Source organism: Paraburkholderia terrae (genome assembly GCF_002902925.1).
Classification (GTDB): Bacteria; Pseudomonadota; Gammaproteobacteria; order Burkholderiales; family Burkholderiaceae; genus Paraburkholderia; species Paraburkholderia terrae.
In genome coordinates this window covers 2615965-2640724 of the sequence record NZ_CP026112.1, presented here as the reverse complement: position 1 = coordinate 2640724, position 24760 = coordinate 2615965, and the positions used below count along the sequence as shown (strand labels likewise).

Below are 24760 nucleotides of genomic sequence, written 5' to 3'. Positions count from 1 at the left end.
GACATCAGAAGCGCGATGACTTGCCAGTGCCGTTTGGTAATCGAACAAAAAGCATGAAAATCGGATTGTCGTGCAATGCACTAAAGTACAGCGGGGGCCTCGAACGCTATGCGATCGAGGTGACACGGGGACTCGTCGCGGCCGGGATCAAGCTGGCCGTGTTCGGCCGCGCGTTCGATCCGAAGTTGCCGGAAAGCCGCCTCGTCGAACCGCATCGGATCAACGTGTCTTTCCTGCCTGGGAAGTGGCGGGACGAATGGTTTTCGCGGCGCCTGAGCACGATGCGGCGTGACGCGAAAGTGGACGTGCTGATCGGCTGCAATCGGGTCGAAGCCTCGGAGATCGCGATTTGCGGCGGCACGCATCTGGGTTTTCTCAGCGCGACAGGCCGCACGCCATCGTTCTTCGATCGCCGGCAGATTGCGCTGGAACGCCGTCAATACCGGCGCGCGCGTTTCGTCGTCGCGCATTCGCCGCAGATGCGTGATGAATTGCGGCTGCTGTACGGCGTCGACGACGCGAAGATCCGCGTGCTGTATCCGCCCGTCGACAACGGCCGCTTCTCGCCCGTCGCCGACGATGAGCGGCGCGCATTGCGCAAACGTCTCGGTTTCGCCGACGACGAAATCGTGCTGCTGTTTCCATCGAGCAGTCACGAGCGCAAGGGACTGCCGTTGATCGAAGCCGCATTGCGCGATCTCGATCTGCCCGTCGTCGTCGCGGTGGCGGGGCGTCCGCCCGAACGCACGTCGCCGCGGCTGCGCTATATCGGCTACGTGAACGCGATCGAAGACGGCTACCGCGCAGCCGACTATACGATCCTCGCGTCGAGCTATGAGCCGTTCGGCCTCGTCGGTGTGGAATCGGCCATGTGCGGCACGCCCGTGATCCTGTCGTCGAACATCGGCTGCCACGATGTGATCGCGCCGCAGGCCAAGCTCGTGTTCGCGCCGAACGATGTCGACAGCTTGCGCCGCGTGCTCACGCACGCCGTGCGCAGCGCGCGGGAAGAGCCGCATCTGCGGCCGACGTTTTCAAGCGATGCGGTGCTGTACGACGCGTGCATTGCGCGGCATGTGTCGGATCTGCTTGCGCTGGCGGATCAGGTCGGGTTGGCAGCGGCTTAAGGCGCAGGGCTACAAGGGCAATAAAGATTCATGAGCGCCGCGCGTCGCGTATTTGTCGACAATGCGGATGAAGCGAAGCCTACCGCGCGTCGGCAACGCGCCGCGCCGGCGTCTTCGTGCGCAGGTTGCGCAGCGTCAGCAGCGCGAGCAGGCCCATCACGAGAGCCGTGAAAAGATAGAGACCGGCCGGCCCGGCGAGCGCCATCATCGCCGACGCGAGCGTCGGTCCGCCGCTCGCGCCGAGCGAGAAGATCAGCAGCAGACCAGCGCTGACGGCGATCCGCTCGTCGGCGGGAACGCAGTCGTTCACATAGGACGTGACGACGCCATACAAAGAGAACGCCACGGCGACATACAGATAACCGAGTGCTTCGATCAGCACGCCGTCGCGCAACATGAACAGCAAGACGCTCAGCGAACCGGCGAGCGCGGCGAGGCACAGCAGTACCTTGCGCCGGTCGAACAGATCGGCGAGCCGCGCGACGGGCCATTGCGGCACGAGCGCCGCGAGCAGCGCGAAGCCCATAAAGTGCGACACGTCCGGCACCGAATAACCGACGCGCCGCATGAACACCGGCTGCATCGTGTAGAACGCGCTGTTGAGCAGGCCCGCCGCGAGGCATGCGACGACGCCGAGGGGCGCCCATCGGTAGATGGTCTGCAAGCCCGACAGGCCGCGCGCGAGCCGCGCGCCGCAGGAAGCACCCGCATGGGTGTCGTGCGCGGCGATCGGGCCGGGCGCCGTGCCCGCCAGCGCAACGGGAATCAGCGACGCGGTGAACAGCGCGGCGACGGCGCTGAACAGCTCGAAGCCCGCCGGGTCCGCGAGGCCGATCAGAAACTGGCCGATGCCGACGCCGAGATAGTTGGTGATCAGATAGGCCGAGAACACGCGACCGCGCTGCGCGTTGCTCGCAACCTGATGCAGCCAGCTTTCGACCACGGTGAAAATGCCGACGAGGCAAAAGCCCGTGATGAAGCGCAGCGCCACCCAGACCGCGTCCGCGTCCCACACCGCATAGCCGAGCGAGCAACAGGCTGACGCCGCCGCGAAGGTGACGAACGCGCGGTGATGGCCGACGCGCCCGATCAATGAGCCGCCATACACGGCGCCCAGCATGAAGCCGACGTAATACGCGGACTGCACGACGCCGACGACGATCGACGGCGCCTGTTGCTGGATGAGCCGCAGTGAGATCAGCGTGCCAAGCAGGCCGTTGCCCGTGATGAGAATCGCGTAGCCGAGCAGCAGGATCGCAGTGGCGCGCAGGCTGCCAGCGGTCGGCGGTGGCGCGGGAACGGGCGTGACAGGCGTGCCCAGAGCCGGGCCGCTGTCGACGAAATCGGCGAGGGGCTGCGTGTTGTGCAGGGGGAATGCGCCGCACGGCTGGGTCGCCGGATCGTGTGCCTGTTTCATGCTTGCTCGGTGTGGTTCGTCTCTCGCGGCACCCGGATAGCGACGGATTGCGGGCTTCGTCTGATCGAATGTAGCGGGCCGCCGAACGGCTGGCATGGCAAGAATACGACATCGGTTTGCGGTAAACCGACTTTCTTTCGCGCGAGGCAAGCGGGCAGCACGATCCGCACGACGGCGCTACCATGAACGCTCGCTGCGCCCCCAACGTCGTCCGTAGATCGCCTGAAAAGGAGCCGCCGATCATGCCGAAGCACGTGAGCACCGAACTGCTGGACATCGCCTATGAGGAGTCCGGACATGCCGAAGGATGGCCCGTCGTGCTGCTGCACGGCTTTCCCTACGACATCCACGCCTACGACGAAGTCGCGCCATTGCTCGCCGCGCAGGGCGCGCGCGTGATCGTGCCGTATCTGCGCGGCTACGGGGCGACGCGTTTTCTTTCCGCCGCGACACCACGCTCCGGCCAGCAGGCCGCGCTCGCCGCCGATCTGCTCGCGTTGCTCGACGCGCTGCAGATCGAACGTGTGTTGCTCGGCGGCTACGACTGGGGCGGGCGCGCCGCTTGTATCGTCGCCGCGCTTTATCCGGAGCGTGTGCAGGGGCTCGTCACGGGCAACGGCTACAACCTTCAGGACATCGCGGCGTCAGGCAAGCCAGCCTTGCCGGAAGACGAACTGCGTCACTGGTACCAATACTATTTTCACGGCGAGCGCGGGCGCGCCGGCCTCACCGAAAATCGCCGCGCGCTGTGCCGTCTGTTATGGACGCTCTGGTCGCCGACCTGGCGTTTCGACGACGCATGCTACGCGCGCACAGCGGCATCGTTCGATCACCCGGATTTCGTCGATGTCGTGATTCACTCGTACCGGCATCGCTATGCGCTGGTGGCCGGCGATCCGCGCTACGACGCAATGGAGCGGCAGCTCGCCGCGCAGCCGCCCATCTCCGTGCCGACGATCTCGCTCGACGGCGGCGCCGACGGCGTGATGGGAATCGGCGGGAACGCGCATCATGCGCCGCATTTCACGGGGCCGTACGTGTATCGCGTGATCGACGACGCGGGCCACAACCTGCCGCAAGAGGCGCCCGCCGCGTTCGCCGACGCGCTGCTCGCCGTGCGCACGCGCGCCTGACAAAAGCGCGCCTCTTTACTGCTGCGTTCGACCCGTCCGCGCGCAGCGTGTGGTAACTTTTAACGCTTCATTTCCCTACACAAGAGCGTTGATATGAAAGTCGCCGTAATGGGCGCGGGCGCGGTGGGCTGCTACTACGGCGGCATGCTGGCGCGCGCGGGACACGAAGTGGTATTGATCGGACGCCGCCAACACGTCGAGGCTATCGAGCGGAGCGGTCTGCGCCTCGAAGCGCAATCGTTCGACGAGCGCATTCCTCTCGCCGCAAGCACGCAAGCGAGTGCGGTGCAGGGTGCGAAGCTCGTGCTGTTCTGCGTGAAATCCACGGATACGCAAAGCGCGGCGCTGGAGATCAAGCCCTTTCTCGCGTCTGACACGCTCGTGCTGTCACTGCAGAACGGCGTCGAAAACGCGGACGAAGTACGCAAGGTCATTACGCAGCAGGTGGCGGCCGCCGTCGTCTATGTCGCAACGGAAATGGCCGGGCCGGGGCACGTGCGGCATCACGGACGCGGCGAGCTGGTGATCGAGCCGTCCAATGCAAGCGCGGAGGTCGCGCAGGCGCTGATCGCGGCCGGCGTGCCCACCGAAATCTCCGACAACGTGCGCGGCGCTTTGTGGGCGAAGCTGATCCTCAACTGCGCTTACAACGCGTTATCGGCGATCACGCAGTTGCCTTATGGGCGGCTAGTGAAAGGCGAGGGCGTGACAACCGTGATGCGCGATATCGTCGACGAGTGTCTTGCTGTCGCGAAGGCCGATGGGGTCACGATTCCCGGCGACATCGACAAGGCCGTGCGCATGATCGCCGAGACGATGCCGGGGCAGTATTCATCGACGGCGCAAGATCTGTCGCGCGGCAAGCGCAGCGAGATCGATCACCTGAACGGACTGATCGTGCGGCGCGGCGACGCGCTCGGCGTTGCGACGCCGTCGAACCGCCTGCTGCATACGCTCGTCAAACTGATCGAAAGCAAATAGCGAACGGCGCGTGCCGTACACGCGCCGTGTGCCACGTTGCTATTCAGCGTTCGCCAGATAGTCGAATGCGACCTCGCCGATATCGAGCGTGAGATTGGCGACCACCTGGCGCGCGCCGACCACGCGCCGCACGGGCAGATCCGCAACGGGCGCGAGCGCATGGGGCCGCAATTCGAGCGCGGCCGGTCCCGCCCACGCGCCGAGCACCGTCACGTCGCGCAAGAAAAACCGTACCAGTTCGCACACGCGCGCGGTCCCGTCGACGTGCGGGATCACCTTCAACAGATAGTTCGGCGTGTCGGCGAGCTTCGCGCGCTCGGTTTCCATGTCGAGCGTCCAGTGCTTGTAACCCATCGTGCCCGTTGCGATGCGTTGCGTGCCGTAATCGAGCGTGCCGAGCAGCGTGTCGTTGCCGTCCACGCTGATATGCGGACGCGCGAGTTTCTTCGGAAAGCCCCAGATTTCGCGTCCTGCCGCAATCGGGCCTTCGTCGTCCAGATACATGGAATGCGTGTAGTTGCCGAGCCGGCCATCCGCGTCGCGCACGGAAATGACCTGGCCACTTTCGGTGTAGTCGCCGAACCCCGACGAATCGGGCATGCGAATAAATTCGTAATGCACCAGCGCGTTTTCCGGCTTGAGTGGTGCCGGCACGGCGGCGGCGATCGCATCAGGATCGGATTCGTAGGAAATAATGAAGTACTCGCGATTCACGAATCGAAACGGCGGGCGCGGAAAGGCGGGATTGTGTACGGGCATTGCAAACGCGTTCTTGCGGATCGAATCCAGGTCCATGGACGTTCTCCCGGTAGGCAGCGCACACTGCGCGCGTCAATAGTAAAGCGATTGCGCGCGCAGCGGTGTGTCCGTGCGATGGCAATTTGCGGGTATGCCTGCCGCTGCCCTAAGGCCGTGCAAACAGCCGCGTGCTAGCGGTGCGCGAGAATGTTGACGAGCTTGCCGAACGGGTCGCGCACATAAAAGCGCCGCACGCCCCACGGTTCGTCGACAGGACCGTATTCGATCGCAAAGCCGGCGGCCTTCATGGCTTCACAGGCGGCGTCCACGTCGTCGACTTCGATCGACAGGTCGGGCACGGGCGTGTCCGAGCCGCCTTGCTGCGCGAAGCTGATTTGAACTGTCATCGACTGGTCCGTACCGTAGGTGCGAATCCAGCCGTGATCCATCAGCAGGTCGAGGCCGAGAACCTCCTGATAGAAGCGCTGTGCGCGCGCCGCGTCCTGCACTTCGACGTTCGAGACGATGCGGTTGACCTTCATCGGCAATCCTCGGGTGATCCGTTATTGAAGCGCCTGTTCTTCACGATACAACGCCATCTCTTCGGCCAATGCTCTCGCCACATGCGGACGCTGCACGATGCGATGGTAATACGTATCGATAGCGGGCCATTGTGCGAGATCGACGTCGCAATATTTGGCCCAGTTCAACACGGTCGTCAAATAGGCATCCGCAACCGTGAAGCGCTCGACGAGATAGTCGTGTACCGACAGATGCGTCTGCAAATAGTCGAGCCGCCGAGCAACCTTTTGACGCGCGTAATCATGCGGTGCGGCGGGATCAAGCAGCGGCACGAAAATGCCCTTGTGCAATTCGGTGCTGATAAAACCGAGCCATTGCTGAAGCTGCGCGCGTTGCGGGGTGCCTGGCAACGGCGCCAGTTGCGCTGCCGGAAACTGATCCGCGACGTACGGCAGGATAGCTGTGTTCTCCGTCAATAGCCAGCCTTCGTCCGTGCGCAACACGGGCACCTGGCCGAGTGCGTTGACTGGATAAAAATCGGAGCCGTCGCGCAGTTTTTTCTGTTTCGTATCCACCTGAATGAAACCAGCGCGCGCGCCAGCTTCGTACAACGTGATGCGTGTAGCGAGCGAACACGCGAGCGGCGAAAAGTACAGATCCATAACGACGTCTCCTCCCGATCAATGGATGGTTTTTGTACTATAGTGGACAAAAATCGGAGATGCCAATATTTATATGCGAGACAGTACAAAAAACGAGAAACGCGCACGCGGACGCCCGCGTGCCTACGATGCCGACGATGCGCTCAGCAACGCCACCGATGCATTCTGGCTCGGCGGCTATTCGGGCACGTCGCTCGATACGCTGAGCGATGCGACGGGCATGAATCGCCCCAGCCTGTATGCCGCGTTCGGCGACAAGCATTCGCTCTATCTGAGCACGCTGGAACGTTACGTCGAAGCCGGCGTGCAGGCAATGCATCTTGCGTTGCGCGACGACATCCCATTGGCGCAGGCATTGCAACGGGTCTACGACGGCGCGCTCGCGCTTTATCTGCCTACTGGCGGCGAGCCACGCGGATGCTTTCTGATCGGCACGGCCGTGGTCGAATCGAAAGTCGATGAAGCCGTGCGCACCAGATTGGCGCAAGGCCTGAAATCCTTCGATCGCGCATTCGAGAGGCGCATCCGGCGTGCGCAAACAGACGGCGAGCTTTCGGCCAGCGCGGATGCCGCGGTGCTTGCGCGCGTCGCGTCGGCGATTCTGCACAGTCTTGCATTGCGTTCGCGCGCGGGCGATTCGCGCGCCTCGTTGCGAGCGACGGCCGCCGAAGGTGTCGCGCTGATTTGTGGTGCGCGCAACGACACTGCAAAAGCCACATCAATGACAGGTGCGCGAAAACGGTTAGAGAAATAATAAACATGGCTTTGCATGGCGCTCGTTCAAATGGAGTTGGCGGGTACAGCGCTTGCACGATTGAACGTGTACTACCTACTTCATGGAGGAAGTCATGAAACTGCTCAAGCACGCTGCCATTCTTGCCGCCGTCATGGGTGTTTCCGCTACGGCTTTTGCACAAACGACTGTCCAGCCGAACGAACCCGCAACGCGCGGTGAAGTGAGGCAGGACCTGATGAACGTCGAGAGCCAGGGCTATCGTCCGGGCGATGGCGACCGCACGGACTATCCCGCTAACGCGCAAGCCGCCGAACGCCGTCTGTCGGAGCAGCAAGGGCAGGGCGAAAGCTACGGCGGCGTGGTGAACGGTACGGCGGCCTCGGGCATGGCGACGCAGCCGACGGGTTCGCGTTCCAACGACGGCGCGAAGGGTGTCTACTTCGGTCAGTAACTGGCGTTGTGTGAAGACGTAAGCCGAGACGGGGTTGCATGCCTCGTCAAGGCGTGGCTAATGCGCGCCGTAGGAGAACGCTTCGCTTCACGCGACGAAAAAAAAGCCCGCTCGAAAGCGGGCTGAAAATGCGCCTGACGCGGGGATCGCGTCCGGTTTCCTACAACTGTATGTCGTGCGTCGCCCGATCAGGCGGCGCGCGAACCGCTCGTCGCGCTGCGTGTCATCACGTTGACATTGCTCTCGGCCGTTTGGACCGCCTGCTGAGCCGTTTTCCAGACACTTTCATAGAATGCGTTCGCTGCCGTTATCGCTGAGTTCATCGCCGTCACCGCGACCTCTGCGCCTGCGGGCGCGCGCTGTGCAGCGTCGCCAAACTCGGCTTGCACCGTGCTGATCTGCTTTTCGTATTGCGCCGTCGCGTGCTTGACGATGGCGGCCTGCGTCCCGGCGATGATGTCGAACACCTGGCGGTTATAGAGCGCGGCACGTTCGATAACCGACAAATCGCCGCGGCTGGCGGCAGCGATGCCCGGCGCCTCACCATTGGCGAGCGCGTTCATCGCGCGTTGTGTGTTGTCGCGCAAGACGCGCAAGTTCAACTGAACGAGTTTCTCAAAGCCGCTGACCGTCTCGTTCGTCATGTTGAAGAACGTCTGAACCCCGGCTTTCTGTGCAGCAGTCAGTTCGTCGATGGTCGTGAGCATCGAATGGCCTCGCAAGGTTGAATGCACGAAACGGCCGGCTGGCGTCGATGTGATCGTAGTTCGACGCCAGCTGGTCAAATGGAAGTTGCCGCTGGCTGCCTGTCGCTTGTCTGAGCGTGACCCGGCAGCGTCATAGGGGCGCACCGCCCAGACGAGCCAGCAGCGCGTGTCCACGGTCCGTGAGACGGGGCGTCACACTGGCCTCGGGCAATTCAATGGTGATGAACTCGCGGTCGGCCAGCGCGAGCAGATCGGCCTGATCGAAATCGGACTGGGAGGTCGCGTTCTTGATCAGCATGAGCGTTGAAAATTCGTGTGGGCTCAGCACGGGTATCTCCTGAAAGGCGCAGCGCCTGCGCTTGCTGACATTAGTGATCTGCAAATGCCTTTGCAGCCAGCAAATATGTTTGGAAGTTTTTAGCCCGGACCATGCTTATGGCATCGACGGGGTTCTCATCCTAATGCGGCGGATTTTAAATTTCAATCGGAATTAACAGTATGCCGCAAAGTACTTTTGTCGGATGGATGTGCGGCAAGTATTTCGTGTGTAAATCAGGCGTCCAGGAAAATACTGCTGATTCGCCTTCGCGACAGTGGCGGTTAGGCGCTAGCCCTTTGCCGACAAGCCCAAACCGCCTATTCATGGCGCATTTACACGTACGATCATGCTTTAAAACGTTTTCCCGCTCGATGCGGAACGCTAATCATAGATAAAATCCAGCTTTAAAGATGAATGGCCTGGGCGCGCTTCGAATAAATAATATTAATCATACGTGGCCCCTTAATGATTGATCGAACTGGTTAATCACCACGTGTTTGCCGAGCCGTCTCCGACGGCGGATTTTTACTGGAGCGTGCCCCTCGCGTCGCTCGATACACCGCGCACCAAAGCCTAAAGCCCCGCCGTTCGCGCCCTTTCTCGTACGTGGCGATATTCTCCGTGCTATTTTTCTACCCGTCAGGCTGCGCGCGAGATGCAGCCGGCAGTCGGAACGCACTGACGCCGTTCCGTTCGATTGGGCAACGTCTGTCGCAGCAGCGGGTGTTGCCGCCAAACAATGACAGGGCACAGGAAATGGACCGCTTTGAGGCAATGGAGATCTTCACTCGCGTGGTGGACGCGAACAGCTTTTCGAAGGTATCGGAAATGCTCGATTTGCCGCGCGCAAAGGTGAGCAGGACGATTCAGGCGCTCGAGGAGCATGTCGGCGTGCGCCTGCTGAACCGTTCGACGCGGCAGGTGAGCGTGACGGAAGACGGCGCGCTGTTCTATGAGCGGTGCGTGCGCATCCTCGCCGAAGTGGCGGACGCCGAATCGTCGCTGTCGAACAAGCGGGAAAGTCCGGCGGGCACGATTCGCGTCGATACGTCGGGCACGCTTGCGCGCGCGCTGCTACTGCCTTCGCTCGACGACTTCTATGAACGCTTTCCGGAAATCGACGTGCGCCTCGGTCTCGCGGATCGCAATATCGATCTGATCCAGGACGGCGTGGATTGCGTGATCCGCATGGGCATGCTCGAAGAATCGAGCCTCGTGGCCAAGCGCATCGGCAGCGCGCGCATCGTCACGTGCGCGTCGCCCGCCTATCTGGAACGGCACGGCACACCAAAGACGCTCGAAGAACTCAGCGAGCATCAGGCCGTGAACTACGTATCGGCGCGCTCGGGCAGAACGTTCCCGTTCGAGTACAACGTCGGCGGCGAAGTCGTGAAGGTACAGATGAAGAGCGTGCTCGCCGTGAACGACGGCTCCGTCTATATCAACGCAGCCGCACTGGGTCACGGCATCATCCAGCCGTCGCGCTTCATGGTGTCCGAGTTGATCCGGCAGGGCGCGCTGACCGAAATCCTCACCGACTTCGACAGCCCGACGACACCACTCTCCGTCGTCTACCCGCATCGCCGCAATCTCAGTTCGCGGCTGCGCGCGTTTGTCGATTGGGTATCGGAGATCGCGCACAAGAATCCCGATCTGCGCGGCAAGCAGGACTGACCGGGGTCTTTTTTGCCTGCTGCGTTCGCAGCGACCGCACGCAGCAGGCAGGTCAATTCAAACGTACTTCATGGGCTCGGCGGGATGCGGTGCATCTTCATACGCGCCCCAGATCGACTGATCGAAGTTGACGATCGAGCCCGTCATCAAGCCCGATTCGCTGCTGGCCAGAAATGCGACGGCGCGCGCCGCCTCGGCCGGGTCGATCAGACGGCCGAACGGCTGCGCGGCGGCGGCCTGTTTTAGCCAGTCGTCGGCGGCGCCATGGAACTCGCGTTGAATGCGGTCTTCGCCATCTGACGCCATCCAGCCAAGATTCAATCCATTCACGCGGATGCGATTACGCAACAGCGCATATGCGGTGTTTTGCGTGAGCGTCGCGAGCGCGGCTTTCGATGCGCAATACGCGGAGATGAAGGGCTGCCCGGCCATCGCCGACATCGAGCCGATGTTGACGATCGTGCCTTCGATCCGCTCGCGCAGCATCACGCGTATCGTCTCCTGCATCAGAAAGAACGGCGCGCGAACATTGGTTGCGAACATGCGGTCGAACAGCGCGGGATCGGTATCGAGTATCGTGCCGCGATCGGTGAGCGCCGCTGCGTTGACGAGGATATCGACGCGGCCGAAGTGCTGATCGGCGGCAGCGACGACCTTGCGGCAGTCATCGACATTCGCGAGATCCGCCTGCACGAACACGACCTTCGCACCGCGTGCCTCACCAAGCCGGCTCAGTTCGCGCGCCTTTGCTTCGCCTTTTTCTTTCGCGCGTCCGCAAATCACGACGCCGCGCGCGCCGCGTTCGACGAACAACGCGGCAATCGCTGCGCCCAGGCCCTGCGATCCGCCTGTGACGATCGCGACCTTCGAATCGAATTGCTCCATGCACTGTCTCCTTCAACGTTGTACTGCGATGGATAGTGGATATCTCGGCTTGCTGCGCGCGCGGCGTCGATGCGATCATCATGCGTATGCCGACTACAACGAAGCCAGCCATGTCCGAGACGCGCCGCCGCAAGACGAGCATGACTGACATTGCCCGCGCAGCGGGTGTCAGCGAGGCGACAGTCGATCGGGTATTGAACGGGCGCGGCGGCGTTTCGCGCGACAAGGAAACGCGCGTGCTCGAATGGGCGCGCAAGCTGAAGATCGATCGCGCGCTCGAAGCGGTGTCGGTGCGCTGGTTGCGCATCGCGATCCTGTTGCAGCAGCCTGTCGCGCAGTATTACGTGCATCTGAAGCAGGGCTTCGAACTTGCGCAAAAGACCTTCGAAGCGCAGCGTGTGATTTGCGCCGTCACGTACTTCGACAGCCTCGAGCCGCAGGCCGTCGTCGAGACGATCGAGCGCGCGACGCGCAAGGCCGATGCGCTCGTGATCGTCGCGTATGAGCACCCGGATATCACGGCGGCGCTGCGTCACCTGAGCCACAGAATGCCTGTCGTGACGCTCGCGAGCGATCTGCCCGGCACGGGCAGGCTCGCTTATGTGGGCATCGACAATCGCTGTGCGGGTCGTGTCGCAGGCGAGCTGATGGGCCGCTTTCTCGGCGATGCGGGCGGCAAGGTGCTCGTGATGACGGGCATGCATGACTTTCTCGGCCATGAAGAACGCGAAAGCGGGTTTCGCTCTGTGGTGCGGCGGCGTTTTCCGAATTGCGACATCGTCGAGACCGTGGAGAGCCGCGAGCAATCGTCGATCACCGAAAGCCTCGCGCGCGACGCGTTTCGCCGCTATCCGGATCTGCGCGGCATCTACAACATCTCGGTTGGCGACGAAGGCATCGGCAACGTGTTGCGCACGCTCGACCGTGTTCACAAGACCGTGCTGATCGGGCACGAACTCAACGACACTTCGCGGCGTCTGCTGATCGAAGGCGTGCTCGATGCGGTGCTCGACCAGAATCCCGTGGGCGAAGCGTTGCATTCGATCGAAGTGATCCTGCGTCACTATCATCGCGATCCCGGCGTGGCGTTGGCGCAGCAGATTCCCGTAACGGTACTGCTGCGCGAGAACCTGCCGCTTACGGACTAGCGTCGAGTGCAGCCGCTTCTTCCTGCGCCACTTCGTTCCACAACTCGCGTATCCAGTCGCGCATCAATAGCGATTCGGCCCAGCGGTCTGTCGTGTCGTTGCCGTCGCGACCGATGATCGCGTAAGGCTTCGGCCCGAGTTCGCAGGTGAAGACGAGGGTTTCGTCGGGTCCGGCGCGCTTGCGCCACGACACGAAACCGTCGCGCCACCAGCGCAGGAACAGATCGACCCACATGCGATGCGGCTCGAACGAAATTTCGATCTGCACCTGTTCGCGGCTCGCGACGCGTCCATGAAACGCCCACGAATGATCGATAATCCGTTGCATCGCCGCTTCGTTTTCTTCGTTCACGGGCCACGCGAATTCACAGCCGACGAGGTAATGCGACAGATCCCCAAGTAGACGCAGATTGGGCCGTGCGTCGAGCAGATCGAGCGTGAAGTGCAGGTCGGTCGTCATGCGGTCGCGATGCGTTTCGATGTAGACAGGAATGTCCACCTGTTCCGCGAGCCGCTGCCAGCCGTCGATCAATTCGAGCGCATCGGCAATGCGGCGTGGCCGCACGTCCGGTTGCAGGTCGATATGATGCGCGCCGAACTCGACAGCGTGTTCGAGTATCGGGCACAGGTCTTCGACGGTGCGCGGAAAGCACTGAGCTTCCGCTTGCAGACCATGTTGCGCGAGCACTTGCGAAAGACGCCGCACGTCTTCGCGCGAACCGTACGATGTGCTCACGCCTTCGAAGCCCGCTTGCGCGATCATCGCGACGTTCTCTTCGAGCGTGCGCTCGAAGCCGTCAGTATGACGCCGCTCCATCGCCCACAGCGACTGATACACGGCGAGCCGTTGCGTCATAGCGCCTCCGCAGCGACGAGTCCCTTCAGTTTGACGCTGCGATCTTCGAGCAATGCAGGCTCGATGCAGGCGCGCTGCCCGATCAAGGTCTGCGCGACGCGCACATCGCGCGCGATCTCGCTGACCTTGCCGACGCCGCTTGCGCCGACCAGCACGCCGTCGCGATCGAGCGCGAAGAAAATGCGCGACGTGTCGCCCGTTTCGCGCACCACGCTCTCTACACCGAACGCGGGCAGGCCGGCAATCTGGATCGTCATGTCGTACTGATTCGACCAGAACCACGGCACTTCCGAATAGGTTTCACCGCGCTCCAGCATGTTGCGCGCGACGATGCGCGCGTGATCCTCAGCGTTCTTCCAGCATTCGAGCCGGATGCGCCGCCTGAACAGACGGTGCGGGAACGAGCACACGTCGCCCGCCGCGAAGATATGCGGGTCGTTCGTGCGCAAGGTGTCGTCGACGGCGATGCCGTCCGCGACATCGATGCCTGCCGCTTCCGCGAGCTCCGTGCGCGGCTTCACGCCAATGCCGACCACGACGCAATCGCAGTCGATCTGCGTGCCGTCCTTGAGCTTGACGCCCGTTACATGCGTGCTGCCCAGCAGCCGTTCGATCTGCGCGGCGAAATGAATTTTCACGCCCATCTGGCGGTGCCTGTCGATCAGATAGCCCGCCACGACTTCCGGTACCGCGCGCATCAACGCGCGCGCACCGGCTTCGATGACGACCACTTCACAGCCACGCGCCACAGCGGACGCGGCCACTTCGAGGCCGATGAAGCCCGCGCCGACAATCGCAATGCGCCGTGCGGGCTGCAGTACTTCAGCGAGCGTGTTGGCATCGCTTGCAGTGCGCAGCAGATGCACGCCATCGAGATTCGCGCCCGGCACATCGAGCCGCCGCGGCTCGGCACCCGTCGCGATCAGCAGACGCTGATAGTCGATCGTGCGTGCGTCGCGCAGCACGACCTTGCGCGCGCCGCGATCGATCTGCTGCACGCAGGCATCGACGCGCAAGTCGATGCGCTGGTCGCGATAGAACGCGTCGTCATAGAATGCGCATTGCGCGGTGCTGCGTTCGCCGAGCAGCACGGCTTTCGACAGCGGCGGCCGGTCGTACGGCGCCGAGCCTTCGTTGCCGAGCAGCGTGATCTCGCCTTCCCAGCCGTTCTCGCGCAGCGCGGCTGCCGTGCGCACGCCGCATTGGCCTGCGCCGATAATCACCATCGCGGGCTGTGTGCTCATGATGCGTCCTGTACGGGAAGGCCGAGCAGAACTTCGCCATCTTCGACGCGCACCGGGTAAGTCTTCAGATGCACGCAAACGGGCGCGCTCTTCGCCTTGCCGCTCGGAATGTCGAAGCGCCCCTGATGCAGCGGACATTCGATCTCGCGATTGACGACGAAGCCATCGGCGAGATGCGCATGTTCATGGGTACACCAGCCATCGGACGCGTAGTAGCCTTCCGCGATGCGGTACACCGCGTAGCTCGCGCCATCGTGATCGAAGCGCATCACGTCTTCCTCGTCGATATCGTCGGGCGCGCAAGCGGCAATCCAGTGGACCTTTGCATTCGTTTCGACGCTCATGGCTATCTCCTCCAATGTTCTTTGTGCGTTGGTCGCGGCGCTCACGCTGCGGGAAGGGTCCGCTCGATCACGTGTGCTGGGTCGGTGCGCTGCTTCCACAACGCGGGCAGCATCTCGCGATACACGGCATACACGCTCGGGTAAGCGGGCGGCAACTGGTCCTTGATCGCTTCGTGAAGGCGCGGCAGCGCATGGAACGGCACCATCGGCAGCAGATGATGTTCGAGGTGATAGTTCATGTTCAGATAGAGAAAGCGGAACACGAAGTTGGTCTGCACGGTGCGCGTGTTCAGCCGATGGTCCTTCACGTTGACAGCGAGCCCCGCATGCTGCGTGAGGCCGAGCAGTTGATGCAGCCAGCCGCCGTAGAAGCGCGGCGTCCATACGAACATCAGCGGCAGGAAGCTGTGCGTTGCGATTGCGAGCGCAATCGTGCCGATCACGACAGCCAGATAGATGCGGCATGACCAGATCATTTTCGGTTTTTCGCTCGCGGGCAGAAACGCGTCGGTGGCGGCATCGACGCGGCCGAACGCATGCCGCACGACCTTGCCGATTTCGAGCGTGCAGCCGACCAGCCCCACGAAATCCACGATGATGGGCAGTACTTTGGTCGGGCGTGTGACCTGGATCTCGGGATCGCGCGTCTGAAAGTACGTATGCGTGTGATGGCGCGCATGGCTCCAACGCCACCAGTAGCCTTCGCGGATCGTCATGAACGACGACAGGTGATAGAACGCGTCGTTGATCCAGCGCGTCTTGAATGGCGTGCCGTGCGACAGCTCATGCCAGCGCGCGTCGCTCGACGAGTAGATCGTGCCGTACACGAAGAATGCAGGCACGGCCCACCATGTTCCCCACGTGAAGGCGGCGACCGCGCCGGACGCCACGAGCAACGCGAACCACGGAATGAAATTGCGCAGGCTCGCCGCGTCGTCGCGCTTCATCAGTTCCTTGAGCACCGCGCGCGGGATGCGCGGCTGATACCACTGCTCGGCGATGCGCGCGTCGAAGGAGGGATCGGTGGGACTGGGCGTGGCGGTGCTGCCGCCGTCGACGGCAGAGCTCGAGGACATGAGTCGTCTCCTTCTTTGTGATTGCGGGAATCCCATCAGCGCAGCGCTTCAGGGACACATTCCGTTTGCACAAAGATAGTTGAAGGAGAGCGAAGCCTCACGCCGAAAAATGATGGTTTTCCATCAAGTGGCGGCGAGCGCGAGACAGCGTGTAGCGGAACAGGGACTTAGGGGCGCAGCAGGTCGTATCCGCCGAACACGACGACTCCGCTCAAGGCGATGAGCGCAACCGAGTGCTGGCCAAAATAAAGGAGCGCGGCGGCGGACCACGTCGTCAGACAAAAGGCGGCAATGCGTTTCATGCTGGTACTACGACTCGAAAAAGAAAAACAAAGGCTTGGTACGGGTTTTCCCTGTATATCACAGTTGCGCCTGACACATCTTCCACGCCGCCCGAAAATGAAAAACGGGCGACATGGCCCTTGAAGCCGTGCCGCCCGCTATAGCAATCGCGCGCGCCTTGCAGCGCGCATGTCATAACGCCAAATCAGAAAATGGTGCGCAGACCGAGCGACACGCCCGTCTGGTTCGACGTACCCGGCAGTTCGACCGTCGCCGCGCCCGTGACCTTGTTGAAGTCGACGGTGCCATACACTTCGGTGCGCTTGGACAGCGAGTACTCAGCAACGGCCACGCCCGTGTAACGGTTGCCACTGCCGACAGCGCCGCCGCCGATTGCCGCGTTCTTCATGTGGTCGTAGTAGAACGCGCCCGTCAGCAGCAGTGCGGGCGTCGCTTGCCACGTCACACCCGCGAACGGACCGTCGTCCTTGCGGCCCGAGCCCTTCAGGATATCGACGCCAAGCGTCAAGTCGCGCTGCGACAGCGTGCTGTCGACAAAGCCCGTGTCGTCCTTCGAATGGATATAGCCGACGTAGATCTTTGTCGTGCTGAACGCGTAGACGGCATTCGCGTTGTAAATGGTCTGCTTGTGATTCGAGTTGTCGCTGTTCTGCTGCACGCCGGCGCCGACGCTCAGCGAACCGAACGCGTACGAAGCCGTGAAGCCGTACATGTTGCCCGCGCCGAGGTGGCCCGGAATCTGGCCGGAGAAGCCGTCCGCGCCCGTCGACGTCGAGTTCGTGCCGAACGAGTACATCGCCTTGACGTTCAGGCCGCCGAACTTGCCGTCGTACTTCACAGCGTTATCCGCATAGAGGCCTGCGCCAAGCGCGACGGGCAGCCATGCGTTTTCGAAGTAATTGCCGACGGTCAGAGGATCGTACGTGTCGCCGAGCAGATCGAACAACGGCGTCTTCTGACGGCCGAGCGTCAGCGTGCCGTAGTTGCTCGACAGGCCGACATAGGCCGCGCGGTTGAACAGGCGCTTGCTATCCGACTGCGCGCCGCTTTGCAGGTCGATGCCGCTTTCCAGCTGGAAGATCGCCTTCAGTCCATTGCCGAGATCTTCCGAGCCTTTAATGCCGAAACGGCTGTTCGTGATCGCGCCGTTGGTCATGAACAGGCGCCCGTCGTTGTTTGCATTCGAATGCGTGAGATAGCGAATGCCGACGTCCGCGACGCCATACAGCGTCACCGAGCTTTGTGCGAATGCGCTTTGGCAAGCGAGTGCAATGGCCGTTGCGCCCAGCGCGGTAACTGTCCGTTTGATTTGCTTGGTCATGGGAGTTGTCTTTTCATATGTTGAGAACCCCTGCACGAGCTTGTTGTTTTAGTGCGGCGCGGGTGGCGGAGTTGCGTTCGCGTCTTTATATGTGCCGCTATTTAAGCGCGATGCATACCGACCATTTGAATCTTATAGATCCGCGCGCACGTGATCCCATGCAGGCCCGCGGACTTTTATCACATCAATTTCGACGACGCCGCGAACATGACAAGAGTGTTGCATTCATGCCGAAAGTACAGGGCGTTGCTTTGCAAACAACGAAAAAGGGCGGCCAGAAGGCCGCCCTCTTGACAACTCTTAGTGCCGCTTGCTTTGTTTATGCGCGATCGATCGAGTACTTGCCCGGACCCGTCACGAACAACAGCAGCAAGCCGCCAATGATGCTGATGTTCTTATAGAAGTTGATCATGTTGATGTACTGCTCCATGCCCGTCTGCGTCCAGAAGTGGTGGCCAATGAACGCGGTGCCGAGCGTATAGAGCGCGAGCACCAGTGCAAGCACACGTGTCTTGAAGCCCACGGCGATGACGATGCCAACAGCCAGTTCCATCACGATCGCAATCACGGCGGCCAATGCCGGGATGGGCGCGCCTGTCGACGCCATGTATTGCTCGGTGCCCGAGAAGCCGGTGAGCTTGCTCCAGCCAAACAGCACGAAAAGCACTACCAATAGCACGCGTGCGACGAGCAGCAGTGCATCCTTGCGTTGTTCGATAAAGGTGTTCATGTTCAATCCTCGTTCAATGTAGTCGGGTCTTTGGCGTTCGCCGCTCAGGACCACAATTCCGAAACTTCGTTATTGCGCAGGTCGAATACGAGTACTTCCGCATCCTGGCCTTCGGTGAATTCGAGGCGACGCTCGTTGCGAATACGCGCACCGTCGCCTTCGTTCAACTCGACGCCGTTCAGCTTCACGCTGCCGCGGGCCACATGCACATACGCATAGCGGTCGGCGGCGATATCGATGCCTGCCGTTTCAGTGCCGTCGAAAAGGCCTGCATACACACGCGCGTCCTGGCGCAATTCGAGTGAACCATCCGTGCCTTCAGGCGACAGCACGAGACGCAACTTGCCGCGCTTGTCTTGCGCCGAAAAGTTCTGCTGCAGGTAACGCGGCGTCGCGCCCTTCACCGACGGTGCGATCCAGATCTGCAGGAAATGCACGGAGTCGCTTGCCGAGTGATTGAACTCGCTGTGCGCGACGCCCGTGCCCGCGCTCATCAGTTGCACGTCGCCGGGGACGATCACGGAGCCCGTGCCCATCGAATCCTTGTGCTCGAGCGCGCCTTCCAGCACGTACGAGAAAATTTCCATGTCGCGGTGCGGATGCTTGCCGAAGCCACGGCCGGCAGCCACGCGATCGTCGTTGATCACGAGCAGGTCGGAGAAGCCGATCTGCTTCGGATCGTAGTAGTTCGCGAAAGAAAACGTATGACGCGAGCTAAGCCAGCCGTGTTCGGCGCGTCCGCGTTCGTTGGCGTGTCTGATGTCGATCATTTCTCTTCTCCGTTATTGAATGGCTTTTGCTTCTCGTGACATCGGCGGTGCCGTTGTCTGAAGCAGTGATTGAAGTGTAGGTCAATCAGGGCGGCTATAATCGACGTCAAAAGAGAATCACTGTCACATTGAAGTGGACAATTAACGCGTAACGCAAGGGCAACGCCATGCAGCTGGACGATCTGAAGATCTTCGTCGCCACCGTCGACGCGCGCAATTTCACGGCGGCCGCGGTCCGCCTGCAACTGTCGAAGCAGTTCGTCAGCCGCCGCGTGATGGCGCTGGAGGCGAGCCTCGGCGTGCGGCTGCTGGTGCGCAACACGCGCAAGCTCGCGGTGACGGACCTCGGCTACGAGTTCTATCAGCGTGCGACGCGTATCCTCGGCGACGTGGAGGACGCCGAGCAGGCGATGTCGTCGGGGCGCTCGGACCCGCGCGGACTGCTGCGCGTCAGCGCGCCGATGTCGTTCGGGATGATTCATCTGTCGCCGCTGGTCGCCGCGTTTCTGCGCGCGAATGCCGATGTGCGTATCGACCTGGAGTTGAGCGACCGCGTCGTCGATGTGGTCGGCGAAGGTTTCGACATGGCGCTGCGTATCGGCACGCTCGCGGATTCGACGCTGATCGCGCAGAAGCTCGCTGAAATACGCATGGTCGCGTGTTGCAGCCCCGCGTATCGCAAGGCGCGGCGTCCGCCGGTGACGCCCGACGATCTCACGCGCCATGCGTGCCTGCTATATGGGCAGGAAGCGCGCAGCGGCTGGGAATACATCGTGGATGGCGCGAGCCGGACCGTCGAGGTGCATGGCCCGCTGCGCGTGAACAACGGCGAAGTGATCCGCGATGCCGCGATTGCGGGGCTTGGCATTGCGCGTCTGCCGGAATTCATCGTGGCCGATGCGCTGGCGAGCGGCAAGCTGGTCGAAGTGCTCGGTGAGTACGTCTCGCCGCCGTTGACGCTGTACGCCGTGTACCCGCAACACCGGCAGGCTTCCGTGACGATACGTGCGTTCACGCAGTTCTTGCGCGACCGCTTTGCCAAAGCCGTTTTGCCAAAGCCCGTTTTGCCAAAGCGTTAGACAGCAAATAGCGCAGCGTTCCAGTCAATCAATTGAAAGCTTCTGCGCATTGGATAACGGCTGGTTACCGTGCGAGCAGCAATAAAGCTTTTCGCAGATAATGCGCGAACCTTTGCCGGCGCGTGCAACGGGCGCGTGCGTGAATATGCACGTTCACGTCTGTTTGCCGCGCGCATCAGCAAAGCGGATTCAATCAGATAGACCAAAGAGGGACAAACGTGGAACCTACCGAACCGGCCGGCCGTTCATGGCTCTGGCTCATCTTGCTGATCCCCTATATCGCGCTGCTGTGGCTGCCTTTCTATAACGATACGCGCCCGTCATTCGCCGGATTTCCTTTCTTTTACTGGTATCAGTTTCTGTGGGTTCCGCTCACGTCGCTGCTGATCTACGTCGTGTACCGGGGCATTAAATGAGCGATCTGAACCCTGTGAACCCGGTCGCGATGACCGTCTTCGTCGCATTCTTTCTTCTCGTCACCGTATTGGGTTTCGTTGCCGCGCGCTGGAAAGCGGGCGATCTCACGCAACTGCACGAGTGGGGTCTTGGTGGCCGGCAATTCGGCACGGTCATTTCGTGGTTTCTGGTAGGCGGCGATTTCTATACGGCCTATACGGTGATCGCGGTGCCCGCGCTGGTCTATTCGGTTGGGGCGTACGGCTTCTTTGCGCTGCCTTATACGATCATCGTCTATCCGTTCGTGTTCGCGGTGATGCCGAAGCTGTGGAAGATCGCGCACGCGAAAAACCACATCACGGCAGCCGACTACGTGCAAGGCGAGTACGGCGGCAAGTGGTTCCCGGCGGCCGTCGCGCTGACGGGTATCGTCGCGACGATGCCGTATATCGCGCTGCAGCTGGTCGGCATGCAGGTTGTCATCAAGGGACTTGGCATCTCGGGCGAAGCACCGCTCGTGATCGCGTTCATCATCCTCGCGCTCTATACGTATACGAGCGGCCTGCGCGCGCCGGCGATGATCGCGTTCGTCAAGGACATCATGATCTATATCGTCGTGATCGCGGCGGTGTGGCTGATTCCGTCGAAGCTCGGCGGCTATGGCCATGTGTTCGACGCAGCGGACACCTACTTCAAGGCCAAAGGCGGCGCGACGGGCATCATCCTCAAGCCGACGCAGTTCACCGCGTATGCGTCGCTTGCGCTCGGCTCGGCGCTCGCGGCCTTCATGTATCCGCACACGATGACGGCCGTGCTGTCGTCTTCGTCGATGCAGACCGTGCGCAAGAACGCGATCTTCCTGCCCGCGTACACGCTGCTGCTCGGCCTGATCGCGCTGCTCGGCTATATGGCGATTGCCGCGGGCATTCATGTGAAGTCGCCGTCCGACATCGTGCCGACGCTGTTCGGCACGCTGTTCCCGTCGTGGTTCGTCGGCTTTGCGGCGGCGGCCATTGCGATCAGCGCGCTGGTGCCCGCCGCCATCATGTCGATCGGCGCGGCAAACCTGTTCACGCGTAATCTGTGGCGTCCGCTGGTGTCGCCGAACATGGCGCCTGCTCAGGAAGCATCGACGGCGAAGATCGTGTCACTCGTCGTCAAGTTCGGCGCGCTGCTGTTTATCGTGTTCCTGCCCACGCAGTACGCGATCGACCTGCAACTGCTCGGCGGCGTGTGGATTCTGCAGATCTTCCCGGCTATCGTGTTCTCGTTGTACACGCGCCGTCTGAACACGCCGGGCCTGTTCTTCGGCTGGCTGGTCGGCATCGTGCTCGGCACGGGACTCGCGATTTCGCAGGGCCTCAAGCCCGTGTTCGCGCTGCATGTCGGCGATTCGACCTGGCCGCTGTATATCGGCCTGATCGCACTGGTCGTGAACGTGGTGGTGACGTTCGTCGTTTCGATGGTCACGCCGAAGCGCGCTCACGCCTGATCGCGCTGTAGCCGTACGGTTCGGCCGAATCCGCCCGCGCAAGCGGCGCGGATTCGGCCGATGTCATTTCCGGCGTCGCATTACGATGCCGATTCTTGCAAAACGCCTGGACGTTCGCGCTGTTTTGGTAGGATGCAGCCTTTTCTGCCGATGGTGCGTTAGCGTGAGACAGTCGATACTGTCGTTCCTCCGGGACATCTCCGTCTGGGCCTGGGCCCATGCAAAACCGCCGCTCATGCGCGCGGTGCAACGTTTGCGCCGTCCGACATGGCGCGGCGTGGCGTTGTCGGTCGCCTCCATTCCCGCGCTCGTTCTGCTCTATGTGCTGATCCTGGTGCCGTTCACGCCGGGCATCGGGGACATACGCAAGGCGAAGATCGAGCAGCCCGCGCAGATCTATTCGGCGGACGGCAAACTACTCGCCGAATTCAAGCCGACTAACCGCGTGTGGATGAAGCTCTCCGACATCTCGCCGCATGTCGTCGATGCATTGATCTCCACGGAAGACCATCGCTTCTACGAGCATCACGGCATCGACTTCCGACGCACGGCGGGTGCGGCGCTGCATACGTTTTCGGGCGACCGCCAGGGCGGCTCAACGATCACGCAACAGCTCGCGCGCAATCTCTATCCTGACGACATCGGCCGCGCGCCGACGCTCACGCGCAAGATCAAGGAAGCGCTGACGGCCTTCAAGATCGAAGCCGTCTATACGAAAAGCGAGATTCTCGAAACGTACCTGAACACGGTGCCGTTTCTCTACAACGCGTACGGCATCGAAATGGCCGCGCGCACTTACTTCGACAAGTCCGCCGGCAATCTGACCGTGCTCGAAAGCGCGACGCTGATCGGCATGTTGAAGGGCAATAGCTATTACAACCCGGTGATCAACCCCGAGCGCGCGCTGGACCGGCGCAATATCGTGCTTGGGCAAATGGTGAAATACGGGCGCCTGTCGCCGGCGCAATTCAATTCGCTCAAAGGAAAGCCACTGCGCGTCGACTTCGAGCGCCAGACGGAGCCGCCCGGTCCCGCGCCGCATTTCGCGCAGCAATTGAAGAAGTGGCTGATCGCGTGGGCCGATGCGAACGACTACAACATCTATTCGGATGGACTCGTCGTGCGCACAACGATCGACGCGCGTTTGCAAACCATGGCGACCCAGGCGCTGACGTTTCAGGGCAACCAGTTGCAGTCGATCGCGAATGCGGCGTGGAATGCGCGTAGCGGATGCGTCGGTCATAAAGATGTGTTTGACGCGTTCATCCGCGAGACGCCTGAATACCACAGTGCAAAAGATTCGGGCATGAGCGACGAAGATGCGCTCAAGCATCTGTCGGCGGATCGCGGGTTCATGAAGGCGCTGTGCGATAGCAAGACGCGCGTGCAGGCCGCATTCGTCGCGATGGATCCGCGCACTGGCGAGATCAAGGCGTGGGTCGGCAGCCGCGACTTTACGCAGGACCCGTTCGATCACGTGTCCCAGGCGCGCCGTCAGCCGGGTTCGACGTTCAAGCCGTTCGTCTATGGCGCGGCATTCGAGCAAGGCGCAAAACCGGACGATACCCTCCCCGATCAGGCCGTCGAAATCCCGCTGGCAGGTGGCGAAATCTGGAAGCCGAGCGACGAAGACGCGCCGAGCGGCCGACCGATCACGCTGCGCGATGGCCTAGCGTATTCGCGCAACCGCATTACCGCACAACTGATGGAATCGGTCGGTCCCGCGAAGGTCGCGCGGCTCGCGCGCGCGATGGGCGTGCGCGACAGCCAGCTCGACGCGGTGCCTTCGCTGGCGTTGGGCACGAGCCCGGTGACGCTGAAAGAGATGGTGTCGTCGTACGGCACGATCGCGAACGAAGGCGCGTATGTCGCGCCGATGCTCGTCACGCGGATCGAAGACCGCAAGGGCGAAGTGCTCGCCGAGTTCCAGCCGTCGCGCGCCGACCGCGTGATGCCGATTGCGAGCGCGCAGACCTTGCTCGACGTGATGCGCTCGGTCGTCAACAAGGGAACGGGCTCGGCCATTCGCACGCGTTTTGGCATCCGCGCCGATGTCGCGGGCAAGACGGGCACGACGCAGGACAACGCGGACGGCTGGTTCATCCTGATGCATCCGCAACTCGTCGCGGGCGCATGGATCGGCTTCAACGACAGCCGCGTGACGCTGCGCAGCGACTACTGGGGGCAGGGCGCGCATAGCGCGTTGCCGATCGTCGGTGATTTCTTCCAGCGTTCGCTGCGCTCGCGTCTGGTCGATCCGCGCGCGAAGTTCGCGGAAGAGCCGCCGCCCGGCATGTTCGACACGTTGCGCATGAAGCTGCGCGCGTGGATGCAGTACCTGTTCTCGTCGTCGGCGAAAACGGAAGCACCTGCGCCTGCTCCGCGACCGAAGCCGCGTCCAGCACCCGCCGCGCCGGCCGCGCCCGTGGTGCAGAATGCGTCGCCCGTTGCCGAGGCTTCTGCGCCGACGGATATTGAGCCGCCGCAAATCATTTCGCCCGCCGCATCGCAACCGCCGATTCTGCCTTCGCCGGGTGAGGCGAGCGCAGCGGCTGCGGCGAGCGCGCCCGCCGTCGTCAACAGCGAAGCGCCCGCGTTTGCGTCGACGCCTGCTGCAAACACGCCCGCGTCACAGCCTTGAACTGAAGC

26 protein-coding genes are annotated in these 24760 nt (G+C 62.1%); 11 read left to right on the top strand and 15 right to left on the bottom strand.

From position 1 onward, the window contains the following. The first annotated feature begins 53 nt into the window (after positions 1-53). Entirely contained in the window at positions 54-1127 is a 1074-nt protein-coding gene (locus C2L65_RS28180; RefSeq protein WP_042309973.1) for a glycosyltransferase, read from the top strand. A 79-nt stretch (positions 1128-1206) separates the two neighbouring features. Here the strand turns inward: C2L65_RS28180 and C2L65_RS28175 are convergent, their stop codons facing one another. Continuing rightward, on the bottom strand, positions 1207-2544 hold the full coding sequence (locus tag C2L65_RS28175; RefSeq protein WP_042309972.1) for an MFS transporter: 1338 nt from the start codon (positions 2542-2544) through the stop codon (positions 1207-1209). 242 nt (positions 2545-2786) lie between these two features. Here C2L65_RS28175 and C2L65_RS28170 point away from each other — a divergent pair, with 242 nt between their 5' ends. Further along, positions 2787-3677: an alpha/beta fold hydrolase gene (locus C2L65_RS28170; RefSeq protein WP_042309970.1), complete on the top strand. Its 891-nt coding sequence runs from the start codon at positions 2787-2789 to the stop codon at positions 3675-3677. Between the two features lie 93 nt (positions 3678-3770). After that, positions 3771-4658 carry a ketopantoate reductase family protein gene (locus C2L65_RS28165; protein WP_042309968.1) on the top strand — a complete coding sequence of 296 codons (888 nt, stop codon included), beginning with the start codon at positions 3771-3773 and terminating at the stop codon, positions 4656-4658. Positions 4659-4697: 39 nt separating this feature from the next. On the opposite strand, the gene C2L65_RS28160 is transcribed toward C2L65_RS28165, so the two are convergent. The 3 genes from C2L65_RS28160 to C2L65_RS28150 form a co-directional block, all read right to left on the bottom strand. Continuing rightward, positions 4698-5453, bottom strand: coding sequence for an acetoacetate decarboxylase (locus C2L65_RS28160; protein ID WP_042309966.1), 756 nt, complete (start codon positions 5451-5453; stop codon positions 4698-4700). A 134-nt stretch (positions 5454-5587) separates the two neighbouring features. Then, positions 5588-5938 carry a VOC family protein gene (locus C2L65_RS28155; protein WP_042309964.1) on the bottom strand — a complete coding sequence of 117 codons (351 nt, stop codon included), beginning with the start codon at positions 5936-5938 and terminating at the stop codon, positions 5588-5590. 21 nt (positions 5939-5959) lie between these two features. After that, positions 5960-6580: a glutathione binding-like protein gene (locus C2L65_RS28150; protein ID WP_042309962.1), complete on the bottom strand. Its 621-nt coding sequence runs from the start codon at positions 6578-6580 to the stop codon at positions 5960-5962. 73 nt (positions 6581-6653) lie between these two features. On the opposite strand from C2L65_RS28150, the gene C2L65_RS28145 reads away from it, so the two are divergent. Further along, complete coding sequence (locus C2L65_RS28145; RefSeq protein ID WP_042309960.1) at positions 6654-7334, top strand: TetR/AcrR family transcriptional regulator; 681 nt, start codon at positions 6654-6656, stop codon at positions 7332-7334. 94 nt (positions 7335-7428) lie between these two features. Further along, on the top strand, positions 7429-7767 hold the full coding sequence (locus C2L65_RS28140) for a DUF4148 domain-containing protein (RefSeq protein WP_042310020.1): 339 nt from the start codon (positions 7429-7431) through the stop codon (positions 7765-7767). Between the two features lie 188 nt (positions 7768-7955). On the opposite strand, the gene C2L65_RS28135 is transcribed toward C2L65_RS28140, so the two are convergent. Together C2L65_RS28135 and C2L65_RS28130 are read right to left on the bottom strand one after the other, a co-directional pair. Continuing rightward, a complete protein-coding gene (locus C2L65_RS28135; protein WP_042309958.1) occupies positions 7956-8474 on the bottom strand; it encodes a phasin family protein in 519 nt (172 codons plus the stop codon). Positions 8475-8604: 130 nt separating this feature from the next. Further along, positions 8605-8802 carry a hypothetical protein gene (locus tag C2L65_RS28130; protein WP_007731874.1) on the bottom strand — a complete coding sequence of 66 codons (198 nt, stop codon included), beginning with the start codon at positions 8800-8802 and terminating at the stop codon, positions 8605-8607. Between the two features lie 747 nt (positions 8803-9549). Here C2L65_RS28130 and C2L65_RS28125 point away from each other — a divergent pair. Continuing rightward, complete coding sequence (locus C2L65_RS28125; protein WP_042309957.1) at positions 9550-10467, top strand: LysR family transcriptional regulator; 918 nt, start codon at positions 9550-9552, stop codon at positions 10465-10467. A gap of 57 nt (positions 10468-10524) precedes the next feature. On the opposite strand, the gene C2L65_RS28120 is transcribed toward C2L65_RS28125, so the two are convergent. Beyond that, positions 10525-11352, bottom strand: a complete 828-nt coding sequence (locus C2L65_RS28120; protein ID WP_042309955.1) for an SDR family oxidoreductase — start codon at positions 11350-11352, stop codon at positions 10525-10527. Between the two features lie 110 nt (positions 11353-11462). On the opposite strand from C2L65_RS28120, the gene C2L65_RS28115 reads away from it, so the two are divergent. Next, positions 11463-12500 (top strand): LacI family DNA-binding transcriptional regulator, encoded by a 1038-nt coding sequence (locus C2L65_RS28115; protein ID WP_042310018.1) that lies wholly within the window; start codon positions 11463-11465, stop codon positions 12498-12500. On the opposite strand, the gene C2L65_RS28110 is transcribed toward C2L65_RS28115, so the two are convergent. The 8 genes from C2L65_RS28110 to C2L65_RS28080 form a co-directional block, all read right to left on the bottom strand. Then, on the bottom strand, positions 12490-13356 hold the full coding sequence (locus C2L65_RS28110) for a sugar phosphate isomerase/epimerase family protein (RefSeq protein ID WP_042309954.1): 867 nt from the start codon (positions 13354-13356) through the stop codon (positions 12490-12492). The two genes, C2L65_RS28115 and C2L65_RS28110, sit on opposite strands and share 11 nt — an antisense overlap. After that, a complete protein-coding gene (locus tag C2L65_RS28105) occupies positions 13353-14600 on the bottom strand; it encodes an NAD(P)/FAD-dependent oxidoreductase (RefSeq protein WP_042309951.1) in 1248 nt (415 codons plus the stop codon). Before C2L65_RS28105 ends, C2L65_RS28110 begins: the two co-directional genes overlap by 4 nt. Then, the gene (locus tag C2L65_RS28100) at positions 14597-14944 is read right to left on the bottom strand and encodes a MocE family 2Fe-2S type ferredoxin (protein WP_042309950.1); all 348 of its coding nucleotides are present in this window, start codon (positions 14942-14944) and stop codon (positions 14597-14599) included. Before C2L65_RS28100 ends, C2L65_RS28105 begins: the two co-directional genes overlap by 4 nt. Positions 14945-14985: 41 nt before the next feature. Next, a complete protein-coding gene (locus tag C2L65_RS28095; protein ID WP_042309948.1) occupies positions 14986-16020 on the bottom strand; it encodes a fatty acid desaturase in 1035 nt (344 codons plus the stop codon). Between the two features lie 167 nt (positions 16021-16187). Further along, positions 16188-16322: a hypothetical protein gene (locus C2L65_RS47110; protein ID WP_007731897.1), complete on the bottom strand. Its 135-nt coding sequence runs from the start codon at positions 16320-16322 to the stop codon at positions 16188-16190. 185 nt (positions 16323-16507) lie between these two features. Next, entirely contained in the window at positions 16508-17644 is a 1137-nt protein-coding gene (locus tag C2L65_RS28090) for a porin (protein ID WP_042309946.1), read from the bottom strand. A gap of 319 nt (positions 17645-17963) precedes the next feature. Further along, on the bottom strand, positions 17964-18374 hold the full coding sequence (locus C2L65_RS28085) for a DoxX family protein (RefSeq protein ID WP_042310015.1): 411 nt from the start codon (positions 18372-18374) through the stop codon (positions 17964-17966). 44 nt (positions 18375-18418) lie between these two features. Then, complete coding sequence (locus C2L65_RS28080; protein ID WP_042309944.1) at positions 18419-19144, bottom strand: pirin family protein; 726 nt, start codon at positions 19142-19144, stop codon at positions 18419-18421. Positions 19145-19311: 167 nt separating this feature from the next. Between C2L65_RS28080 and C2L65_RS28075 the strand changes: the two genes are divergently transcribed. From C2L65_RS28075 to C2L65_RS28060, 4 genes are all read left to right on the top strand, one after another. Next, a complete protein-coding gene (locus tag C2L65_RS28075; protein ID WP_042309943.1) occupies positions 19312-20223 on the top strand; it encodes a LysR family transcriptional regulator in 912 nt (303 codons plus the stop codon). Between the two features lie 218 nt (positions 20224-20441). Then, the gene (locus C2L65_RS28070) at positions 20442-20639 is read left to right on the top strand and encodes a DUF3311 domain-containing protein (protein WP_007731907.1); all 198 of its coding nucleotides are present in this window, start codon (positions 20442-20444) and stop codon (positions 20637-20639) included. Next, positions 20636-22111, top strand: coding sequence for a monocarboxylate uptake permease MctP (mctP, locus tag C2L65_RS28065; RefSeq protein WP_042309939.1), 1476 nt, complete (start codon positions 20636-20638; stop codon positions 22109-22111). The genes C2L65_RS28070 and mctP overlap by 4 nt, the downstream gene beginning before the upstream one ends. A gap of 235 nt (positions 22112-22346) precedes the next feature. Next, positions 22347-24752, top strand: a complete 2406-nt coding sequence (locus C2L65_RS28060) for a penicillin-binding protein 1A (RefSeq protein WP_233446605.1) — start codon at positions 22347-22349, stop codon at positions 24750-24752. Positions 24753-24760: the final 8 nt, after the last annotated feature.

What these genes read in the sequence shown, in the direction of transcription:
- C2L65_RS28180 (WP_042309973.1), top strand. Translation starts at nt 54, where the DNA reads ATGAAAATCGGATTGTCGTGCAATGCACTAAAGTACAGCGGGGGCCTC.
- C2L65_RS28175 (WP_042309972.1), bottom strand. Translation starts at nt 2,544, where the DNA reads ATGAAACAGGCACACGATCCGGCGACCCAGCCGTGCGGCGCATTCCCC.
- C2L65_RS28170 (WP_042309970.1), top strand. Translation starts at nt 2,787, where the DNA reads ATGCCGAAGCACGTGAGCACCGAACTGCTGGACATCGCCTATGAGGAG.
- C2L65_RS28165 (WP_042309968.1), top strand. Translation starts at nt 3,771, where the DNA reads ATGAAAGTCGCCGTAATGGGCGCGGGCGCGGTGGGCTGCTACTACGGC.
- C2L65_RS28160 (WP_042309966.1), bottom strand. Translation starts at nt 5,453, where the DNA reads ATGGACCTGGATTCGATCCGCAAGAACGCGTTTGCAATGCCCGTACAC.
- C2L65_RS28155 (WP_042309964.1), bottom strand. Translation starts at nt 5,938, where the DNA reads ATGAAGGTCAACCGCATCGTCTCGAACGTCGAAGTGCAGGACGCGGCG.
- C2L65_RS28150 (WP_042309962.1), bottom strand. Translation starts at nt 6,580, where the DNA reads ATGGATCTGTACTTTTCGCCGCTCGCGTGTTCGCTCGCTACACGCATC.
- C2L65_RS28145 (WP_042309960.1), top strand. Translation starts at nt 6,654, where the DNA reads ATGCGAGACAGTACAAAAAACGAGAAACGCGCACGCGGACGCCCGCGT.
- C2L65_RS28140 (WP_042310020.1), top strand. Translation starts at nt 7,429, where the DNA reads ATGAAACTGCTCAAGCACGCTGCCATTCTTGCCGCCGTCATGGGTGTT.
- C2L65_RS28135 (WP_042309958.1), bottom strand. Translation starts at nt 8,474, where the DNA reads ATGCTCACGACCATCGACGAACTGACTGCTGCACAGAAAGCCGGGGTT.
- C2L65_RS28125 (WP_042309957.1), top strand. Translation starts at nt 9,550, where the DNA reads ATGGACCGCTTTGAGGCAATGGAGATCTTCACTCGCGTGGTGGACGCG.
- C2L65_RS28120 (WP_042309955.1), bottom strand. Translation starts at nt 11,352, where the DNA reads ATGGAGCAATTCGATTCGAAGGTCGCGATCGTCACAGGCGGATCGCAG.
- C2L65_RS28115 (WP_042310018.1), top strand. Translation starts at nt 11,463, where the DNA reads ATGTCCGAGACGCGCCGCCGCAAGACGAGCATGACTGACATTGCCCGC.
- C2L65_RS28110 (WP_042309954.1), bottom strand. Translation starts at nt 13,356, where the DNA reads ATGACGCAACGGCTCGCCGTGTATCAGTCGCTGTGGGCGATGGAGCGG.
- C2L65_RS28105 (WP_042309951.1), bottom strand. Translation starts at nt 14,600, where the DNA reads ATGAGCACACAGCCCGCGATGGTGATTATCGGCGCAGGCCAATGCGGC.
- C2L65_RS28100 (WP_042309950.1), bottom strand. Translation starts at nt 14,944, where the DNA reads ATGAGCGTCGAAACGAATGCAAAGGTCCACTGGATTGCCGCTTGCGCG.
- C2L65_RS28095 (WP_042309948.1), bottom strand. Translation starts at nt 16,020, where the DNA reads ATGTCCTCGAGCTCTGCCGTCGACGGCGGCAGCACCGCCACGCCCAGT.
- C2L65_RS47110 (WP_007731897.1), bottom strand. Translation starts at nt 16,322, where the DNA reads ATGAAACGCATTGCCGCCTTTTGTCTGACGACGTGGTCCGCCGCCGCG.
- C2L65_RS28090 (WP_042309946.1), bottom strand. Translation starts at nt 17,644, where the DNA reads ATGACCAAGCAAATCAAACGGACAGTTACCGCGCTGGGCGCAACGGCC.
- C2L65_RS28085 (WP_042310015.1), bottom strand. Translation starts at nt 18,374, where the DNA reads ATGAACACCTTTATCGAACAACGCAAGGATGCACTGCTGCTCGTCGCA.
- C2L65_RS28080 (WP_042309944.1), bottom strand. Translation starts at nt 19,144, where the DNA reads ATGATCGACATCAGACACGCCAACGAACGCGGACGCGCCGAACACGGC.
- C2L65_RS28075 (WP_042309943.1), top strand. Translation starts at nt 19,312, where the DNA reads ATGCAGCTGGACGATCTGAAGATCTTCGTCGCCACCGTCGACGCGCGC.
- mctP (WP_042309939.1), top strand. Translation starts at nt 20,636, where the DNA reads ATGAGCGATCTGAACCCTGTGAACCCGGTCGCGATGACCGTCTTCGTC.
- C2L65_RS28060 (WP_233446605.1), top strand. Translation starts at nt 22,347, where the DNA reads ATGCGCGCGGTGCAACGTTTGCGCCGTCCGACATGGCGCGGCGTGGCG.